This is a genomic window from Haloferax profundi, from assembly GCF_001469865.1.
Lineage (GTDB): Archaea > Halobacteriota > Halobacteria > Halobacteriales > Haloferacaceae > Haloferax > Haloferax profundi.
Genome location: NZ_LOPV01000093.1, coordinates 1 through 18,716, shown reverse-complemented (window position 1 = coordinate 18,716; position 18,716 = coordinate 1). Strand labels below are relative to the sequence as shown.

The window sequence follows — 18,716 nt, the reverse complement described above, 5'->3', positions numbered from 1 at the left end:
CTTCGACGACCGGGTCGTCTTCCTCGTCTCGGCGGGGGAGATGGCGACGGCAATCGGTCCCGGCGGGCGGACGGTCCAGTCGGTCGAACGACGCATCGGTCGCTCCGTCGAGTTGGTCGAAGACGCCGACACGCCGGAAGCGTTCGTCGCGAGCGCGCTCGCACCGGCCGCCGTTCGACACGTGACGATTTCACGCCAGAACGACACCGTCGCCTACGTCGAAGTCGCCGAAGAAGACCGCGGGGTCGCTATCGGTGCACAGGGGAAGACTATCGACACCGCCCGTGAACTGGCCCGTCGTCACTACGACATCGACGACATCCAGTTGACGTAGGACGACGCCGGGTCGTCTGCGACATCGCTCGACCACACGTTTTTGTCCGCCGCGTGCGGCGAGGTATTCATGTTGCCGTTTCGACCAGTAGTCGTCACTGTCCTCGGCCAAATCGACCTCGGACAACTCGGGGTGTACGAGGATGCTGCGGGTGCTGCTGCGGGATTCGTGGTCGGAGCACTCGTCGTCTACCTCTTCGGCCGACTCGCACTCGTCCCCGGTGTCACGCGTGTCGTCAGTTCTCGCAACGAGAACAACCCGACGTTAGAGACGGCGACGCGGACCTACACGCACGCGTTCGTCGTGTTCGTCGCCGGACTCGCGGGACTCGTCGGCGCAGGATACGGGTCGTTGCTGACCGACAGCGCACTCATCATCGCGGCGGTGACGCTCGTCCTCGGCGTCGCCGGACAGGAAGTCATCGGCGCACTCATCAGCGGTCTCTTTCTCGTCGCCGACCCGGACTTCAACGTCGGTGACTGGATTTCGTGGCCCAACGGTGAAGGGGTAGTCGAAGCGGTCGACTTCCGCGTCACACGCGTGCGCACGCTGAACAACGAAACTGTGACCGTCCCGAACACCGAACTCACCACGAACGTCCTCGTTCGCCCGTACGGGAGAGAACGGTACCGAGTCACGGAACGAGTCGACGTCGCGTACGGCGACGACGTGGAACTCGCGCTTCGCGAACTGGTCGAAGTGACCCGTGGAGACGACCGGGTGTTAGAAGACCCCGAACCGACCTCACGTATCGTCGAGTTCGCGGGGAGTTCCGTGGGCCTCAAAGCGGAATTCTGGGTCGCGTCGCCGATGGACGTGAACCTCATCGACGTACGGTCACAGTTCAGACGGCGGGTAAAGTTGCGGTTCGACGAAGTCGGACTGACGCTCGGCCCGCCCTCCGGCCGCGAAGTTAGTGGGTCGTTGAACGTGGACCTCGCGGGCGAGCGCGGGTCTGCGCCGGACGTTGTCGGTGAGTGACATGCTCGACGCGAACGACACCTTCTCCGGGCACTTTAGTGCCTCTTCGCACACGAGCGCCCTTCGTTTGGAAACTGACGAGACGGGTTCAGCTTCGATTAGCGACCCCTAAGGACGAATCTGAGGCCGTCTCGTCGGATTCGAAAAGGGAGGCTTAAGTAGCTCCATCTGGAACTCATGTTCACTATGGCGAACGGCAAATACGCCGCGCGCAAGCTCAAGAAAGACCGGCAGAAGCGACGCTGGTCCGACTCTGAGTACGCGCGCCGTGAGCGCGGTCTCGGCAAGAAGTCCGACCCGCTCGAGGGTGCCCCGCAGGGTCGTGGCATCGTCCTCGAGAAGGTTGGTATCGAAGCAAAGCAGCCGAACTCGGCAATCCGGAAGTGTGTCCGTGTTCAGCTCATCAAGAACGGAAAGCAGGTCACCGCCTTCTGTCCCGGTGATGGTGCAATCTCGTTCATCGACGAGCACGACGAAGTCACCATCGCCGGTATCGGTGGTGCGAAGGGTCGCGCGATGGGTGACCTTTCGGGTGTCAACTACAAGGTCGAGAAGGTCAACGGCGTCTCGATGATCGAACTCGTCCGTGGAAACGCTGAGAAGCCGGTGCGCTAAACCATGTCGGAAAGCGAATCCCCCGAGCCTGAGTCTCCCGCCAGCAGCGACGAAGCGAACCAGAACGCGCTTCTGTTCGGCGTCTGGGACGTCTCCGAGATGGAGTACACCGACCCCAGCATGAGCCGCTACATCAAGGCGACGCCTATCGCTCACACGATGGGTCGTCACGCCTCGAAGCAGTTCAAGAAGAGCGAAATCAGCATCGTCGAGCGTCTCATCAACCGCCTGATGCAGACCGAAGACAACACGGGTCACAAGCAGAAGACGAGTAAAATCGTCAAGGAAGCGCTCGAAATCGTCAACGAGCGCACCGAAGAGAACCCGGTTCAGGTCCTCATCCGTGCCGTCGAGAACGCCGGCCCCCGCGAGGAGACTGTCCGTCTCAAGTACGGTGGCATCTCCGTCCCGCAGGCCGTCGACGTCGCTCCCCAGCGCCGTGTCGACGAAGCACTGAAGTTCATCGCCCAGGGCACCCTCAAGGGCTCCTACAAGACGACGACGAGCGCCGCCGAGGCACTCGCACAGCAGCTCATCGGTGCCGCCGACTACGACGTGCAGGCGTACGCTATCTCCCAGAAGGAAGAAAAAGAGCGCGTCGCAGAAGCAGCCCGATAATCTCCCTCTCTCTTCGTTTTTCACGCCTCCTGAGCGGTCGTGCTGTCTCGCTTCGTCTCAGTCGGCGGCGACGTTGGACCCGACGACGTAGTTCTTCACCACGTCCACGAGCGTGCGCCGATACTCGCTCTTCGAGGGGTCGGCCGCGAGCGTCCGGAAGTGTTCTTTGAACGTCTCCAGTGAGACGGACGGAGCGTCGTCTGCGGCGGCGTGTGCCAGGTCGTAGAGCCGGTGGTCGGTGTCGATGAGGTCGTGTCGCTCTGCGAGTGCGAGCGCGAACGCCGCGTTGACGGCCGTTATCTCCGGGTCCGACCCGGTGGTGACGAGTTGCGACCCCGGCCGGGCCACCGGTTGCGGGCGGTCGGCGAGGGCGGCAGCGAGTTGTGATTCGAGGAACTGGACGAGTTTGTCCGCGGGCGCGACGGCGAGCGTCAGGTCGTCCGCGTAGATGTCCTTACAGTGATTCGCAATCTGGTAGCAGTGGGCGAGTTTTCGCCGTTCGACCGTCCGGCCGGTGAGTGCGAGGAAGACAGCCTCTTCGGTCGACTGGTAGTGCGAAGCGTGGCCTTCCTCGTTGCGGGCCATATGGGACAGTTCGTGCAGTGCGAGTTCGCGACTCATCGCACTCGTCGCCACCTGCCGCGAGATGTTGAGGACGTGGTGGTCCTGATAGTGGGCGGCCCAGGTGCGGGAGTCGGGGTCCTCGCGCACGTGCACGAAGACTGGATATTCGAGGTCGAACTCGGTTTCGAACAGGTCGGCGGCGCTCAAGAACGGGTCTGCTGGTGCGCCTCCGAGCACACGGAGGTCCATTCGTATGTGTGTAATGTTATCAACCAACATGACTCTTGCGCCGGGTGACCAGCGACGAGATAGTGTGAACGACACTCACGCTATCGTGACAAAAATGCTCATACCCCGGCAGTAGGACGGCTGACGAGGGCAAATCCGCTCGGCAAAAACACTACTCTTTTGACCCTCCTGCCGGTAGACCTCTGTATAATGGGCCGACGAAAGAAAATCGTCCAGGAATGTGAGAAACTGATGGACAAGCCGGAGCAGATCCGGAACATCGCCATCGCAGCTCACGTCGACCACGGGAAGACGACGCTTTCGGACAACCTCCTCGCGGGTGCCGGCATGATCTCTGACGAGACTGCTGGTCAGCAACTCGCGATGGACACGAAAGAAGACGAACAGGAACGCGGTATCACCATCGACGCGGCAAACGTCTCGATGACCCACGAGTGGGAAGACCAGAACCACCTCATCAACCTCATCGACACGCCGGGCCACGTCGACTTCGGTGGCGACGTGACGCGTGCGATGCGTGCCGTCGACGGTGCGCTCGTCGTCGTCGACGCCGTCGAAGGTGCCATGCCGCAGACCGAGACGGTCCTGCGTCAGGCACTCCGTGAGGGCGTCAAGCCGGCCCTGTTCATCAACAAGGTCGACCGCCTCATCAACGAACTGCAGGAAGGTCCCGAGGAGATGCAACAGCGTCTCGTCGACGTCATTACCGACGTCAACGAACTCATCCGCGGGATGACCGAAGAGAAGGACTACGACTGGACTGTCTCCGTCGAAGACGGGACCGTCGCCTTCGGGTCTGCCCTCTACAAGTGGGGTGTCTCCATGCCGTCGATGGAAGAGACTGGTATCTCCTTCGGCGACATCATGGAACTCGAACGCGCTGGCGACCGCCAGGAACTCCACGAGCGCACGCCGCTTTCGGACGTCGTCCTCGACATGGTTGCGGAGCACTTCCCCAACCCGCTCGAAGCCCAGCCCCGTCGTATCCCGACGGTCTGGCGTGGTGACTCCGAGTCCGAACTCGCGCGCCAGATGCGCGAAGTCGACGACGACGGCGAAGTCGTCTTCATGGCGACCGACATCTCGATGGACCCCCACGCGGGCGAAATCGCGACGGGTCGTCTCTTCTCCGGTACCATCCGCAAGGGTCAGGAGCTCTACGTCTCCGGTACCGCAGGCAAGAACCGCGTCCAGTCTGTCGGTGTCTTCATGGGTGGCGAACGCGAGGAACTCGACCGCGGCGTCCCCGCAGGGAACATCGCGGCCGTCACGGGTCTCCGTGACGCCATCGCCGGTTCCACCGTCTCGTCCGTCGAGATGACGCCGTTCGAGTCCATCGAGCACATCTCCGAGCCTGTCATCACGAAGTCCGTCGAGGCAGAGCGCATGGACGACCTGCCGAAGCTCATCCAGACGCTCCAGCAGGTCGCAAAGGAAGACCCGACCATCCGCATCGAGATTAACGAGGACACGGGCGAGCACCTCATCTCCGGTCAGGGTGAACTCCACCTCGAAGTCATCACGCAGCGTATCCGCGACAACCAGGGCATCCCGGTCCGCACCGGTGAGCCGATTGTCGTCTACCGCGAGCAGGTCCAGGGTCAGTCCCACGAAGTCGAGGGTGTCTCCCCGAACCGCCACAACAAGTTCTACATCACGGCGGAACCCCTCTCGCAGGACATCGTCGACGACATCAAGCTCGGCGAAATCTCGATGGACATGCCCGAACTGGAGCGCCGCGAGGCACTGCAGGAAGCCGGCATGGACAAGGACTCTTCGCAGAACGTCGAACACATCCACGGGACCAACATCCTCATCGACGACACGAAGGGTATCCAGCACCTCAACGAGACGATGGAACTCGTCATCGAGGGTCTCGAAGAGGCACTCGACGACGGTCCGCTCGCTGCGGAACCCGTCCAGGGGACGCTCCTCCGTCTCCACGACGCCAAGCTCCACGAGGACACCATCCACCGCGGTCCCGCACAGGTCATCCCTGCGACGCGTGACGCGGTCCACCGTTCGCTCATCGCGGGTCAGGTGAAGCTCCTCGAACCCATCCAGAACGTCCGCATCGACGTTCCGTCCGACTACATGGGCTCGGCATCCGGCGAGATTCAGGGTCGCCGTGGCCGCGTCGACGACATGTACCAGGAAGGTGACCTCATGGTCATCGAGGGTATCGCACCCGTCGAAGAGATGATCGGCTTCTCCTCGGACGTTCGCTCCGCGACGGAAGGCCGCGCCTCCTGGAACACGGAGAACGCTGGCTTCCGCGTCCTCTCGGACAACCTCCAGCGCGAGAAGATTATGGAGATTCGCGAGCGCAAGGGCATGAAGCTCGAACTCTCGCAGGCTATCGACTACATCTAAGCGCGCACCTCCGCGCCTTCCTTCGTTTATCGGCCCACCAGCGACAGCGCTGTGTTCGTCGTCTGTCAGCTGACCGCTTTTCACCTCGTCGTCGCAGTCGCTCATCTTCCGTCTCACCGTGTCACGTGCCACCACGCGGCCGATATCGGCAAGCCGTGTCACCTGCGAAGGCTTATACCTCGTGGCCGAATCACGAACACATATGCGTACGGGTACGTCTCCCGACTCCTGTCGCGTCGACGCGGAACCACGGCTGAGCCACGCGTCGCCGACAACACCGTCGGGACGGCCCACGGAGGTGGGACGATGAGCGCACAAGACGTCGACAGCGACGCCGATGCCGACGCAGAGACCGACGGTGGTGGCCAGATGCCGAAGCCACACACGGTTCGGCTCGAACTCGTCGACGAACCCGGTCAACTCCTCGCCGCGCTCCAACCCATCGCCGAAAACGGCGGGAACTTGCTCTCCATCTTCCACGAACGCGGGAACCTCACGCCCCGCGGACACATCCCGGTCGAAGTCGACCTCGAATGTCCGCCGGACCGGTTCGAGGGCATCGTGGAGGCCCTCCGCGAGGCCGGTGTCAACGTCATCCGCGCCGGCGCCGAGCACTTCGGCGAGGAAGTGACACTCATCCTCGTCGGCGACCTCGTCGACTCCGACCTCTCGGACACGCTCCACCGCGTCGAGGCGTCCGCTGACGCGACGGTGAAGGACCTCTCGCTGTCTGCCCCCGACGGGACGCAAGAATCGTCCAGCGCGCGTCTCAGGCTCGCTGCACGAGCAGGCAAAGCCGACGAGGCGCTCACCGTCGTCCGCGACATCGCGGCGGAGAAAGACTTGCACGTCATCGAACCGCTCACGGAGGACGCAGCATGACGCTCCGACTCGCCGTCCTCGGTGCGGGTGCAGTCGGTGGGTCCGTCTTGGACCTCGCCGGCGAGTACGGCCACGAAGTCGTCGCGTTCGCCGACTCGTCGTCGTCGGTCACGGACCACGCAGGTCTCGACCCGGCGGTGGTCCACGACCGGAAAGAGCGCGAAGGTGTCGTCGGCGACGACGCCCCCGAGGCGCTGTTCGACGCCGACTACGACGTGCTCGTGGAGGCGACGCCGACCACGCTCGGCGACGCCGAACCGGGCTTCTCACACGTCGAGCGCGCGCTGGCCGACGACAAACACGTCGTCCTCGCGAACAAGGGGCCAGTCGCCGAGCGCTACGCCGAGTTGCGCGCGCTCGAAGCAGAGAGCGAGGGGCGCGTCCAGTTCGAAGCGACCGTCGGCGGTGCGATTCCCGTACTCTCGACCATCTCGGACCTCGGTGCTGAACACGTGACCGCCGCGCGCGGCGTCCTCAACGGCACTGCCAACTTCATCCTCTCGCGCATGGCCGCGGAAGGACTCGACTACGAGCACGTCCTCGCAGAGGCGCAGGACCTCGGCGTGGCCGAGGCGGACCCGACGTTCGACGTGGACGGCATCGACGCCGCGCTGAAGTTCGTCATCCTCGCGAACGTCCTGAGCGACGGTGACGCCGAGTACCGACTCGACGACGCAGACGTCGAGGGAATCAGGAACGTCCCCGGCACGGCACTCGACCTCGCGGCAGAAGACGGACGCACCGTTCGTCTCATCGGTGAGGCGACTGCCGACGGCGTGCGCGTGGCACCGCGCCTGGTCCCACAGGGTGCCGCGCTGGCGGTCACGGGCACGCAGAACATCGTCCAGCTGGAGACAGAACATGCTGGTCAATTGAACGTTAGTGGCCGCGGTGCGGGTGGTCCGGAGACTGCGACGGCGGTCCTGTCCGACGTTTCGCGTCTCGAATAACCCGCTTTCAGGCCCGAACGGGCCACCTCGTGGCGTTTTACCCGACGAGAGATATTCACCTATCTGTGACTGTGGTATGGTTCCGCAAATCGCAGTACGGCGCTTAGACGGCCCGTAGACCGTATCGAAATCGTTTTAGGGGTTTCAACAAAAACACTCCCCACAGAGCGCCTTAGCGCGTGAATACACCAATGAGCGACAAACCCCACCAGAATCTGGCCATCATCGGCCACGTCGACCACGGTAAGAGTACGCTCGTCGGCCGACTCCTGTTCGAAACCGGTTCCGTCCCGGAACACGTCATCGAGCAGCACCGAGAAGAGGCCGAGGAGAAAGGCAAGGGCGGATTCGAATTCGCCTACGTCATGGACAACCTCGCAGAAGAGCGTGAGCGCGGTGTAACGATCGACATCGCCCACCAGGAATTCGACACGGACGAATACTACTTCACCATCGTCGACTGTCCTGGCCACCGCGACTTCGTCAAGAACATGATCACCGGTGCTTCGCAGGCTGACAACGCGGTCCTCGTCGTCGCTGCTGACGACGGTGTCGCGCCTCAGACCCGCGAGCACGTCTTCCTCGCACGTACGCTCGGTATCGGCGAACTCATCATCGCGGTCAACAAGATGGACGTCGTCGACTACAGCGAAGACTCCTACAAGGAAGTCAAAGAGCAGGTCGGCAACCTCCTCAAGCAGGTCCGCTTCGACGCCGACAACGCGACGTTCGTCCCCATCTCGGCATTCGAGGGCGACAACATCGCAGAGCGCTCCGACAACACCTCCTGGTACGATGGCGACATCCTCCTCGAGGCCCTCAACAACCTGCCGGCACCGCAGCCGCCGACGGACGCGCCGCTGCGCCTGCCCATCCAGGACGTCTACACCATCTCGGGCATCGGTACCGTCCCTGTCGGACGTATCGAGACCGGTACGATGAGCGCTGGCGACAACGTGAGCTTCCAGCCGTCTGACGTTGGCGGCGAGGTCAAGACCGTCGAGATGCACCACGAAGAAGTCCCCCAGGCTGGTCCTGGCGACAACGTTGGTTTCAACGTTCGTGGCGTCGGCAAGGACGACATCCGCCGCGGCGACGTCTGTGGCCCGGCTGACGACCCGCCGAAGGTCGCCGAGACGTTCAAGGCGCAGGTCGTCGTCATGCAGCACCCCTCGGTCATCACCGCTGGCTACACGCCGGTCTTCCACGCCCACACGGCGCAGGTCGCGTGTACCATCGAGTCCATCGACCAGAAGCTCGACCCCGCGTCGGGTGAGGTCGCTGAGGAGAACCCGGACTTCATCAAGTCCGGCGACGCTGCAATCGTGACGGTCCGTCCGCAGAAGCCGCTCAGCATCGAGCCGTCCTCCGAGATTCCGGAACTCGGCAGCTTCGCTGTCCGTGACATGGGTCAGACCATCGCGGCCGGCAAGGTGCTCGAAGTCAACGAGCGATAACGATGCAACAGGCACGCGTTCGGCTCGCCGGCACGAGTCCGGAAGACCTCGACGATATCTGCGACGACGTCCGCGAGATTGCGAACAAGACGGGCGTCAACCTCAGCGGGCCGATCCCGCTGCCCACGAAGACGCTCGAAGTTCCCTCCCGCAAATCGCCTGACGGCGAGGGAACGGCGACGTGGGAGCACTGGGAGATGCGCGTCCACAAGCGTCTGATCGACCTCGACGCTGACGAACGCGCGCTGCGCCAGCTGATGCGCGTCCAGGTTCCTAACGACGTCAGCATCGAGATCGTCCTCGAAGACTAAGCCACACGGTCTGTCCGCTTCGGACACACCGTTCGTGACGCACTTCGTCACGTTTCGCGGCTGTCGAGGCGCGCGTCCCGGAGGACTGCCTCCGAGCTGGTCTCAGCGCTAAGGCGCGTGTCATCTCACTTCGATTCGACACGCCCGACAGACGTGACAACGCAATCGCCCGACGGCTCGGGATGCTAACGCATATCCGACGACCGCAGAAACATAGGGTATAAGTGTATCCCACGACTCCGTGGGAGTGAGGGCTCGTAGATCAGTGGCAGATCGCTTCCTTCGCAAGGAAGAGGCCCGGGGTTCAAATCCCCGCGAGTCCACTACTTTCTCTCGACACCACACCGACGAGCAGTGGCTCCGCTAGGAGCCCTGCGAGTACCGTCGGTGTCGAGTGTAATCGTGAATGTTCGAGCGGGGATTTGAATCAGGGAGCGGGAGGTGAGCGAGCAGCGCGAGCGAACGGGAGCGACCGTGGTTCAATATCCCCGCGAGTCCATTTCTTTCGGTCGTTACACTCCCTCAGTCAATGGACTCGCTTGCCCCCGCTCACTTCGTTCGCGGGAACCCCGCGAGTCCACTACCATTTTCGCGACGCTACCCAACGAGTCGTGACTCCGTCAGGAGTCCGACGAGTACCTACAGCGTCGCGACACAGCCTGCGAGGAAGACGAGACAGACGACAGAGAGGGCCGACCAGTTGGAGGGCATACTCACAAAATTGTAACACTACGATATCACATTCGTTGTGGGCCACGCCGCCTTCTGCGAAAATATACTAGTAGAGGCCTGAATGCGGTGGATATCGGACGTGAGACACTTCGAGCAGTGAGAGCAGAATTACTATAGTAACCTCCTCTGAACAGAGGGATAGATGGCTGGTCCGATACGGGTGTTGCACGTCGACGACGACCCAGGGTTCGCGGACCTGACGGCGACGTTCCTCGAACGAGAGAACGCACGACTCGACGTCGTGTGGGCGAGCAGTGCCGACCACGGTCTCACTCGCCTCGACGAGAGTGACGTCGACTGCATCGTCAGCGACTACGACATGCCCGGCCAGACAGGCATCGACTTTCTGAAGGCGGTTCGCGAGGAGTACCCCGAACTCCCGTTCATCCTCTTTACCGGCAAGGGGTCAGAGGAAGTCGCTGCCGACGCGATTTCGGCCGGTGCGACCGATTACATCCAGAAAGAGACAGGGACCAGTCAGTACACCGTTCTCGCCAACAGAATCACCAACATCGTCGCACAGCACCGCGCGCGACGCCACTCGGAACGCGCCAACCGCCGGCGTCGCCAGACGCTCACTCGAATCACCGACGGATTCGTCGAGATGGACGCCGACCTCACGGTCACGGACGTGAACGAACAGACGGTCGAACTGACCGGCGTCCCTCGCGAGGAACTCGTCGGGATGAACTACCGCGAACTCACCGTCGAAGGTGACTCCGACGCGTCTATCGAGGGGTACAACGACGTGCTCACGACGGGTGAGTCTCGCCGAATCGTGGGGCGGTCCGACATCAACCCGGACCGCTGGATAGAAGAGCGAATCTTCCCCTCGGAGACGGACGAAAGCATCTACGTCTACTTCACGGACATCACGGAGCGGAAGCGACGAGAACAGCAACTCCAGACGCAGACACGGCAACTCCAGGGCATCCTCGACAGCGTGCAGGCGGCACTCTGGATGCGGGACACGGACCACCAGTTCACGCTGATGAACCAGAACTACCGGGAACTCATGGGTATCGACCACGACGCCGACGTGGTCGGGAGACCCCTCGACGACCTCTTCGACCCGGAACTCGCCGACCAGTTCAGAGAGAACGACCGGCGCGTGTTGTCTGCCGGTGAACCCGTCGAAATCGAAGAAGAACTCGACACGACCCGTGGAACGAGAGTCTACCTCTCTCGGATTACGCCGTTGTTCGACGACGATGGCGACCTATTCGCGACGGCAGGGGCCGCAGTCGACATCACTGCACGAAAAGAGCGAGAGCGCACGCTGACCGCCCTCCACAGTGCCGCCCAGACGATAGAGCAGTCCGACGACGCGCAGACGGTCTACGAGACGCTCGTCGAGACGGCCGAGAACGTACTGGACTTCGACCTCGTCGCAGTCGACATCGAACGGGATGGGTACCTCGTCCAGGAAGCGTGGGAACTCACCGGGGACGAGAGCGGGTACTTCCCGCGGACGTCGCTCGACTCGAACGACACGTTCGCGGTGCGGGCGTACAACCGCCAGGAGACCATCATCGTCGACGACCTCAGAGAGGCCGATACCACACCGGCCGATTCGGACTACCGGTCGGCGATGACGGTTCCCATCGGGACGTTCGGCACGTTCCAGGCGGTGTTCAGTGAAGTCGGAGCGTTCGACGAGTACGACCAGGAGTTCGCCGAACTTCTCGTCGACCACGCTCGGGTGAAGTTGACGCAACTCGACGGACGCGACGAGCGTCGTGAGTAAGTACTGACGGCCCCCCAACGTCGGAGTGAGTGCCCGCCTTCGGCCCCAAACGACTTCTTCGACTCGACGCGAAGAGCGACTGTGTTCGAAACCCCGTCTTCCACACACGGCTACATCCCAGTAGTTGCCGTGTTCTGGGTCTACGTCCTCCTCACGCTCGGCATCACACTCGCACTTCGCGCACTCGGGGTGCCCGACGAGTGGACGCTCTACGTCTTCGTCGCCGTCGCACTCCTCCTCGTCAAGCCGTTTGTCCCCCTTTTCAGACGATACGTTCCGGGGACCGACCGCTAATCTGACGATTCCACTTCCGCTAAACCGTTCACTTTCACTCCGCCCTTGGCGGACCCTCTTTACACCGCACTCCGACCGGAGGGATATGGAAACAGGACAGGGAACCCCGCCGTCGGACCCAACCGCCCTCTTCCGAGACGTCGTCTCCACCCTCCGCGAGACGCGTCGTGGGGTCTACCAGCACCGTATGGCGCAAGCCCTCCTCCAGAAGGACGCCAACGGGTCGCGGTTAGTCGCGCTCGACGCGGACACCGAGCGAGCAGTCTTCTTCAATCCCGCATCGCGGACGCTCGAATCGGTCCCGTTCGACCGCGACGGGACACACGAAGACGACGCCGAAGTCCTCTCACGGCAGTTGAGCGACCCGGCGTCGTGGGTCGAAGCGAACGTGGCGGTGCTGGCGTGGGTCCACCCGCACTTCCGTTGGGCGTGCGGACTGGACGAGCGGGGTGTCCAACCGTGAAGAATTATACGCCAGCCCTGCACACCACACTCTCATGAACGACGAGGAACTCGACGAACTTCGGTCGTCGCTCACGCCGTACGAGTCCAGTGGCGGCGTCACTACCTACCAGAACACGGTCGCTATCGCCTGTCCCGCCTGTCAGGAACCGTTCGACGACCTGGTCGTCTGCGAAGACGACTACAACAGTCTGGAACTGAGCATGATGCTCGACCTGTGTGTGACCACGCACGACGACGACGTGCTGTTGTTCACGCACAAGCAGTAGCCAGTCGCGACCACCTCGTGGCAGTCGCGACACGACTCGCGGGAACGGTGGCACCACTCACCGTAACCCCGACACGACTGCGGGGACGCGAGCCACTTACTCCGCGGTGACGCGCTCGGCGTCGATAGTCGTCTCTTCGACGAGCGTCTCCACTTCGAGGACACCGTAGACGAGATACGTCACGACTGCCGAGACGACGGCGGCAGTCACACCCGCGCGGAGGCCGTCGCGCCACCCACCGGTGAACGTGCCGACGAGGAACCCGACGACGAACGCGAAGATGCCGTCTACGACGGTGGTTTGGACTCTGTTCATACGTTCACGACGCAGTGTGAGATAAAAAGTGTAATCGAGCGTGGGTGTCTGCGGTTACTCGCGCGGCGGGAGGCCGTTCTCGTCGACGACGTCGCCTTCGTCGTCGACGGTGACGATACCGCGATTGTTCACGGCGTAGGGGTCGAGGCCGACTTCTTGGAGGAACTGCTTGTAGAGTCGCTCGGCCGTCTCGGCGTCTTTCTGGCGGTCAGACGCACGGTCACAGAGTTCGACGAGGTCCTCGGGGACGTCGTTCTCGTGGACGATCCAGTGGTTGATGAGGTCCGACAGGCGGCGGATGGGCGAGGTGAAGTGCCCGTAGATGTCGAAGTTGAGCGCGTAGTGACCGCCGAAGGGGTCGTTCATGTACTTCGCACGGGGCATGACCTTCAGCACGGCGCGCTGAATCTTGTTGAGCGTGCGGGAGTTCGCGCTTTCGAGTGCGTCGTTGACGGCCTTACGGGGTTCGTCCCACGACGTGGACTTGATGCTCACGCCGTCGAGTTCGGTAATCTCGCGGAGCGCCTTGTCCCACTGGTCGGGCGTGGGTTGCGGGTGGACGCGGTACATCGCCTCGACGCCGCGGTTCCACATGAGTTCGTGCGTGACGGCCTTGTTGGCCTTCAGCATGCACTCTTCGATGATGGTGTGCGCGCGGTCACGACTCGGGTTGAGGACGAGCGACCCGTCTTCTTTGCGCTGTTCGTGGAGTTGGTCGGCGAGTTCGTAGACGAGCGAGTTCTCCTCGTGGAGTGGGAGTTCCGGGTCGTCGAGGCGGTTCTCACACTGCGTGTACGTGAGTCGCTCGTTGGAGTGGATGACGGACTTGTAGATGTCGATAGATTCGAACGAGAGCGTGTCCTTCTTGATCTCCATCTCGACGGTGTGCGCCAGTCGGTCTTCGTTCGGGACGAGGGAGCAGACCGTCTCGGCGAGGACCGGTGGGAGCATGTGAATCGTGTAGGCGGGAAGGTAGACGGTGTTCCCGCGCTTGACCGCCTCGGCCCACATCTCCGACCCGGGGTGGACGTAGTGGGTCACGTCGGCGATGTGGACCCACAGCGTGTACGTCTCGTCGTTCTCGCGGATGCTGATGGCGTCGTCGAAGTCCTGTGCGTCCACAGGGTCGGTCGTCCACGTCGTCAGGTCACGGAGGTCCTGACGGTGGTCCAGTTCGTCTTCTATCTCCTCGTGGACGCCTTCGGTGCGGGCGCGCGCCTCCGAGAGGACTTCCGGCGGGAATTTGTCGCGAATCTCGAACTCCTCGAACAGTTCCTCGCGCTTGTTCTGGAGGTGTCGCGCGAGTTCGGCGTCGATTTCGACCGGGCCTTGCCCTTCGGCGGTTCCGGCGTACGCCTGCGCGTCGTCTGACATGGCCCCGTCTAAACGGGGCAGGGAGAAATGCGTGTCGGGGCCGAGACGGTGGTGTCGAAAAACGACGTCACTCGCCGCCCGGACGTGACGGGACGTGGGGCTTCGTTACTGTCCGCGCTCGCCCGGCGACTCGTACCGTTCCGTGACGGCGGCGAAGTACCGAGTGAGGAACTCGTCTTGTGAGATGCCGTGTTCCTCGATGTCGACGAGGAGGCCTTCGAGTTCCTCGCGCGGTTGGTGACAGAGTTCCCGATAACACTCCTTACAGAGGTGTTCGAACCGCTTGCCGTGTCGTTCCCAGCGGTTCCCCTCTTTGTCGTATTCTCGCGCCGCCGACCGGAGTACCGAATCGCCACATGCGATGCACACGACCGTCTTCCGGTCCCGGTTGGTCCGGGAGCGCCACATACGGATGAGGTGGGCCCAACCGTACTTATCTGTTGTTCCGGTTCGTCCGACGTACGTCGCACGACTACTGCTGTTGTACCTGTCGTCGCTCGCCGTGGCGCCACACTCACCACCGTCGATTGCGCGTCCCCCACCGACGTGACGTAGTTGCTCGTCGCGGAGCGGTCGATTTATCGGCCGTGAGCGTCCACGACCCGATATGAAGGTCAAGTCTCGCCACCATCTCCGGAACGACGAAATCCAAGCGGTCAAATCGTCCGTCGAGTCGCTCCTCGGCGTCGAAATCGACGGCGACGCGTTCGAGGCAGTCGAGTTCGCGGACGCGGACTACGAAGTCGTCCTCGTCGACGGCGAACCCGCCGTCATGTACGTCGACGGCGAACCCTTCTTGACCGTCAAAGGTGCGAATCAGTTCCCACCGACGAAGAACGTCGTCACCGTCGACGCGGGCGCCGTCTCGTTCGTCTCCAGCGGTGCCGACGTGATGCGCCCCGGTATCACCGAAGCGGACGACAGCATCGCGGCCGGTGACCTCGTCGCTATCGCAGAAGAGACCCACGGCAAAATCCTCGCCATCGGGCGCGCACTCGAAGACGGGTCTGACCTCGTCGGCGACTCCGGAAAGGTGGTCGAGTCCATCCACCACGTCGGTGACGACCTGTTCGACTTCTCGGTCTAACTCACTCTTCAGCGTCCGTCGCCACGCTCCCTCACTCCTCGGCGTACTTTTCGAGGGCCGCCTCGTAGCCCTCGCGCGCCAGTGCGAACGTCTCGCGGAGGTCCCGAAGCGGTGTCTCCGTCGCGTCCACCCGTAGGTCGTCGTAGTACGGGTCCATCTCTCGGTCTTCCGTCGTCTCGACGACGACGGCCGCACTCTGAATCGGTAAGTCCTCGCGCTTGTCGCCGCCTGCGGCGTGGCCAGCACCCAGCGCGTCGATGAGGCGTTTCGCCAGCGGTTCGTCGCGGCCGCTGTTCTCGTACGACTCGGCGACGGCATCGACGACTGACTCGCCCGTGAGCAGATTGCCCGCGACAGTGTAGTCGTCGCCCTCGCGGTGTCCGGCCCACTCGTGGCACTCGTCGCCAGTGAACGCGAACGTCCCGTCGGCATCGACGCCGTGGAGTTGGCGCTGTTCGCGCCCGTCGTCGGCGTTCAAGAGGGCCTGGAGGGCGTCGTCGACAGCGACGCCATCTGCGAGGTACGACATCCCCTTTCGGCCGAGTTCGACGTTCGTCAGCGCCTGTGTCGCAATCGCGCCGTGTTCGCTCGCGAACGGGCAGAGCGCTCCCACGCCAGGGAGTCGTGTCGTCACGGCGACGCCGAAGCGGTGCTGGTCGAGTCCGTCGTCGTCGACGTACGCCTCGCGGACGCAGATGCTGAAGGTCATAGTGTGTCAGAGGATAACTGGGGTAAAACACCCGACGGAATCGGCCGACCACGCCGGTTGTCGTGGCTCATTGCCCCGTCTCAACGCCGAGAATGTATCTGATGCCTGATAGTCGTCTGACGTAAGAACTAACCCTGTCGTGACCTCTCTACGTCCTATGGGCATCATGAGCAAGATTCTCGGTGGTGGTGGCTCCAGAACTACCGAGGACTACGTCGAACTCGACCTCGACGACTTCGATACCGCCCGCGGGGGGGCCGGCATCTCGGTCCACATCGCGGATATCGGCGGCCAACAGGACGTCATCGCCATCAAAGACGCCGTCTACGATGGTGACATGGTCATCGCGGACATCACTCGACACACGACGCAGGACAGCACGATGGAACACATCATCGACGACCTTCGACAGGTCGCCCAAGAAGTCGACGGCGACATCGTCCAGAAGGGTGACGACCAGATTATCATCACCCCGACGAACATCTCCGTCGCTCGTCGGAAACTCAACTCCTAACCACACCTTTTTGCCGCGGGTGGGAGGCCCGCAACATGCGGTTCGGATGACCCGAACCGATGCCTATTCGGTCCCCTCGTGCCTAGAGTCGTCCGAATGAGCAAGGACCACATCGAGGTTCGCGGTGCCGAAGAGCACAACCTCAAGGACCTCGACGTCCGCATCCCTCGCGAGACGTTCACTGTCGTCACCGGCCTGTCGGGGTCGGGCAAGTCCTCCCTCGCGTTCGACACCATCTACGCGGAGGGCCAACGCCGCTACATCGAGTCGCTGTCGGCGTACGCCCGGAACTTCCTCGGCCAGATGGACAAGCCGAAAGTCGAGGCCGTCGAGGGTCTCTCGCCGGCCATCTCCATCGACCAGAAGAACGGTGCGAACAACCCCCGTTCGACCGTCGGGACGGTCACCGAACTCCACGACTACCTCCGTCTCCTGTACGCGCGGGTCGGCACGCAGTACGACCCCATCACGGGCGAAGAGGTCGGCGAGCAGTCCGCACAGGACATGGTCGAGCAGATTCTCGAACTCCCCGCGGGGACGAAAGCGAAAGTCGTCGCCCCCGTCGTCCGCGACCAGAAAGGCGAGTTCAAAGACCTCTTTTCGGACCTCGTCTCCGACGGGTACGCCCGCGTCGAAGTCGACGGTGAGGAGTACGACCTCTCGTTCGAGACGCCCGAACTCGACAAGAACTACGACCACACCATCGACGTGGTCGTCGACCGGGTGAAAGTCTCGCCTGACGCGCGTTCTCGCATCGCCGACTCCGTCGAGACGGCGCTCGAAGAGGCGAACGGCGTCCTCAAACTCATCGTCCCGGACCCGCCGGAAGACCTTCCCTTCGCCTCCAACACGCGTTCGACCGGGTCGCTCGCGGGCGACGGAGACGACCGACTCGTCGTCGAGTTCTCCGAAGAACTCGGGAACCCGAACTCGTCGTTCCGGTTCTCCGAAATCGAGACGCGGTCGTTCTCGTTCAACAGTCCCCACGGGGCCTGTCCGGAGTGTGAGGGTCTCGGCAAGGCGAAAGAGGTTGACCCGGACCTCGTCGTCACCGAGCCTTCGAAACCGCTCAAACACGTCTTCGAACCGTGGAGTTACAACCGGACCTACTACCGCCGGCAAATCGACTGCGTCGCCGACCACTTCGGCGTCAGCGTGAACACGCCGTTCGAGGACTTAGACGAGGAAGTCCAGCACGCGTTCCTCTTCGGTACCACCGAAGACGTGGTGTTCGAGTGGACGACGAAGAACGGCACGCGCCACAAGGAACACCCCTTCGAGGGCGTCGTAGAGAACCTCGAACGCCGGCACGTCGAGACGGACTCCGACCGCACGCGCGACCACATCGAGGAGTACATGGCCGTCACGACCTGTCCCGACTGTCACGGGTCGCGCCTGAAAGAGCAGTCTCGCCACGTCCGTGTCGGCGGCACGACGCTCCCCGAAGTCAACCGTCTGAGCATCGCCGACGCACTCGAACACTTCGAGGGACTCGAAACCGAACTCACCGAGCGCGAGCGAACTATCGCACAGGAGATTCTCAAGGAGATTCGCGCCCGTCTCGGCTTCATGACCGAAGTCGGTCTGGAGTACCTCACGTTGGACCGCGAGGCGGCGACCCTCTCCGGCGGGGAGTCACAGCGTATCCGCCTCGCCACGCAGGTCGGGTCGGGACTCGTGGGCGTCCTCTACGTCCTCGACGAACCCTCTATCGGCCTCCACCAGCGCGACAACGACAAACTCCTCAACACGCTCGAAGGCCTGCGTGACCTCGGGAACACGCTCATCGTCGTCGAACACGACGAAGAGACGATGCGCCGGGCAGACGAGATTATCGACATGGGTCCCGGTCCGGGCAAGCGCGGCGGCGAAGTCGTCG

Annotated in this window: 21 protein-coding genes and 1 tRNA gene; 17 read left to right on the top strand and 5 right to left on the bottom strand. The window is 62.8% G+C overall.

Going from position 1 to position 18,716, the window contains the following annotated elements:
• The 4 genes from AUR66_RS04605 to AUR66_RS04590 form a co-directional block, all read left to right on the top strand.
• Positions 1-334 (top strand): NusA-like transcription termination signal-binding factor (locus AUR66_RS04605; protein ID WP_058571317.1); only part of this gene is annotated, 334 nt, incomplete at its 5' end.
• A 69-nt stretch (positions 335-403) separates the two neighbouring features.
• Positions 404-1,315 (top strand): mechanosensitive ion channel family protein, encoded by a 912-nt coding sequence (locus tag AUR66_RS04600; RefSeq protein WP_058571316.1) that lies wholly within the window; start codon positions 404-406, stop codon positions 1,313-1,315.
• 186 nt (positions 1,316-1,501) lie between these two features.
• Complete coding sequence (locus AUR66_RS04595) at positions 1,502-1,930, top strand: 30S ribosomal protein S12 (RefSeq protein WP_004058161.1); 429 nt, start codon at positions 1,502-1,504, stop codon at positions 1,928-1,930.
• Positions 1,931-1,933: 3 nt separating this feature from the next.
• Positions 1,934-2,548, top strand: coding sequence for a 30S ribosomal protein S7 (locus tag AUR66_RS04590; RefSeq protein ID WP_058571315.1), 615 nt, complete (start codon positions 1,934-1,936; stop codon positions 2,546-2,548).
• A gap of 57 nt (positions 2,549-2,605) precedes the next feature.
• On the opposite strand, the gene AUR66_RS04585 is transcribed toward AUR66_RS04590, so the two are convergent.
• Complete coding sequence (locus AUR66_RS04585) at positions 2,606-3,361, bottom strand: DUF5781 family protein (protein ID WP_058571314.1); 756 nt, start codon at positions 3,359-3,361, stop codon at positions 2,606-2,608.
• Positions 3,362-3,550: 189 nt separating this feature from the next.
• Between AUR66_RS04585 and AUR66_RS04580 the strand changes: the two genes are divergently transcribed.
• The 10 genes from AUR66_RS04580 to AUR66_RS04535 all read left to right on the top strand — a co-directional run bounded on the left by AUR66_RS04580 (position 3,551) and on the right by AUR66_RS04535 (position 12,838).
• Entirely contained in the window at positions 3,551-5,734 is a 2,184-nt protein-coding gene (locus AUR66_RS04580; protein ID WP_058571313.1) for an elongation factor EF-2, read from the top strand.
• A 306-nt stretch (positions 5,735-6,040) separates the two neighbouring features.
• Positions 6,041-6,616 (top strand): hypothetical protein, encoded by a 576-nt coding sequence (locus AUR66_RS04575; protein WP_058571318.1) that lies wholly within the window; start codon positions 6,041-6,043, stop codon positions 6,614-6,616.
• The gene (locus tag AUR66_RS04570) at positions 6,613-7,566 is read left to right on the top strand and encodes a homoserine dehydrogenase (protein WP_058571312.1); all 954 of its coding nucleotides are present in this window, start codon (positions 6,613-6,615) and stop codon (positions 7,564-7,566) included. The genes AUR66_RS04575 and AUR66_RS04570 overlap by 4 nt, the downstream gene beginning before the upstream one ends.
• A gap of 191 nt (positions 7,567-7,757) precedes the next feature.
• Positions 7,758-9,023: a translation elongation factor EF-1 subunit alpha gene (gene tuf / locus AUR66_RS04565; RefSeq protein ID WP_058571311.1), complete on the top strand. Its 1,266-nt coding sequence runs from the start codon at positions 7,758-7,760 to the stop codon at positions 9,021-9,023.
• A gap of 2 nt (positions 9,024-9,025) precedes the next feature.
• On the top strand, positions 9,026-9,334 hold the full coding sequence (gene rpsJ / locus AUR66_RS04560; RefSeq protein ID WP_058571310.1) for a 30S ribosomal protein S10: 309 nt from the start codon (positions 9,026-9,028) through the stop codon (positions 9,332-9,334).
• A 251-nt stretch (positions 9,335-9,585) separates the two neighbouring features.
• Positions 9,586-9,657: transfer RNA gene (locus AUR66_RS04555), tRNA-Ala, on the top strand.
• Between the two features lie 551 nt (positions 9,658-10,208).
• Complete coding sequence (locus AUR66_RS04550) at positions 10,209-11,813, top strand: PAS domain-containing protein (RefSeq protein ID WP_058571309.1); 1,605 nt, start codon at positions 10,209-10,211, stop codon at positions 11,811-11,813.
• Between the two features lie 81 nt (positions 11,814-11,894).
• Positions 11,895-12,107, top strand: coding sequence for a hypothetical protein (locus AUR66_RS04545; protein WP_058571308.1), 213 nt, complete (start codon positions 11,895-11,897; stop codon positions 12,105-12,107).
• An 85-nt stretch (positions 12,108-12,192) separates the two neighbouring features.
• Entirely contained in the window at positions 12,193-12,570 is a 378-nt protein-coding gene (locus AUR66_RS04540) for a hypothetical protein (RefSeq protein ID WP_058571307.1), read from the top strand.
• A 34-nt stretch (positions 12,571-12,604) separates the two neighbouring features.
• The gene (locus tag AUR66_RS04535; protein WP_058571306.1) at positions 12,605-12,838 is read left to right on the top strand and encodes a DUF7385 family protein; all 234 of its coding nucleotides are present in this window, start codon (positions 12,605-12,607) and stop codon (positions 12,836-12,838) included.
• A gap of 96 nt (positions 12,839-12,934) precedes the next feature.
• Here AUR66_RS04535 and AUR66_RS04530 read toward each other — a convergent pair whose 3' ends face one another.
• From AUR66_RS04530 to AUR66_RS04520, 3 genes are all read right to left on the bottom strand, one after another.
• Positions 12,935-13,153, bottom strand: a complete 219-nt coding sequence (locus AUR66_RS04530; protein WP_058571305.1) for a hypothetical protein — start codon at positions 13,151-13,153, stop codon at positions 12,935-12,937.
• Between the two features lie 54 nt (positions 13,154-13,207).
• Positions 13,208-14,527, bottom strand: a complete 1,320-nt coding sequence (locus tag AUR66_RS04525; protein WP_058571304.1) for an RNB domain-containing ribonuclease — start codon at positions 14,525-14,527, stop codon at positions 13,208-13,210.
• A gap of 105 nt (positions 14,528-14,632) precedes the next feature.
• Positions 14,633-14,935, bottom strand: coding sequence for a DUF7562 family protein (locus AUR66_RS04520; RefSeq protein ID WP_058571303.1), 303 nt, complete (start codon positions 14,933-14,935; stop codon positions 14,633-14,635).
• Between the two features lie 199 nt (positions 14,936-15,134).
• Between AUR66_RS04520 and AUR66_RS04515 the strand changes: the two genes are divergently transcribed.
• Positions 15,135-15,614 (top strand): RNA-binding protein, encoded by a 480-nt coding sequence (locus AUR66_RS04515; RefSeq protein WP_058571302.1) that lies wholly within the window; start codon positions 15,135-15,137, stop codon positions 15,612-15,614.
• Between the two features lie 31 nt (positions 15,615-15,645).
• Here AUR66_RS04515 and AUR66_RS04510 read toward each other — a convergent pair whose 3' ends face one another.
• Complete coding sequence (locus AUR66_RS04510) at positions 15,646-16,323, bottom strand: DUF1028 domain-containing protein (protein ID WP_058571301.1); 678 nt, start codon at positions 16,321-16,323, stop codon at positions 15,646-15,648.
• A 157-nt stretch (positions 16,324-16,480) separates the two neighbouring features.
• Between AUR66_RS04510 and AUR66_RS04505 the strand changes: the two genes are divergently transcribed.
• Complete coding sequence (locus AUR66_RS04505) at positions 16,481-16,837, top strand: cell division protein SepF (RefSeq protein WP_058571300.1); 357 nt, start codon at positions 16,481-16,483, stop codon at positions 16,835-16,837.
• A 96-nt stretch (positions 16,838-16,933) separates the two neighbouring features.
• On the top strand, positions 16,934-18,716 hold a 1,783-nt coding region (gene uvrA, locus AUR66_RS04500; protein ID WP_082682129.1), incomplete at its 3' end, for an excinuclease ABC subunit UvrA.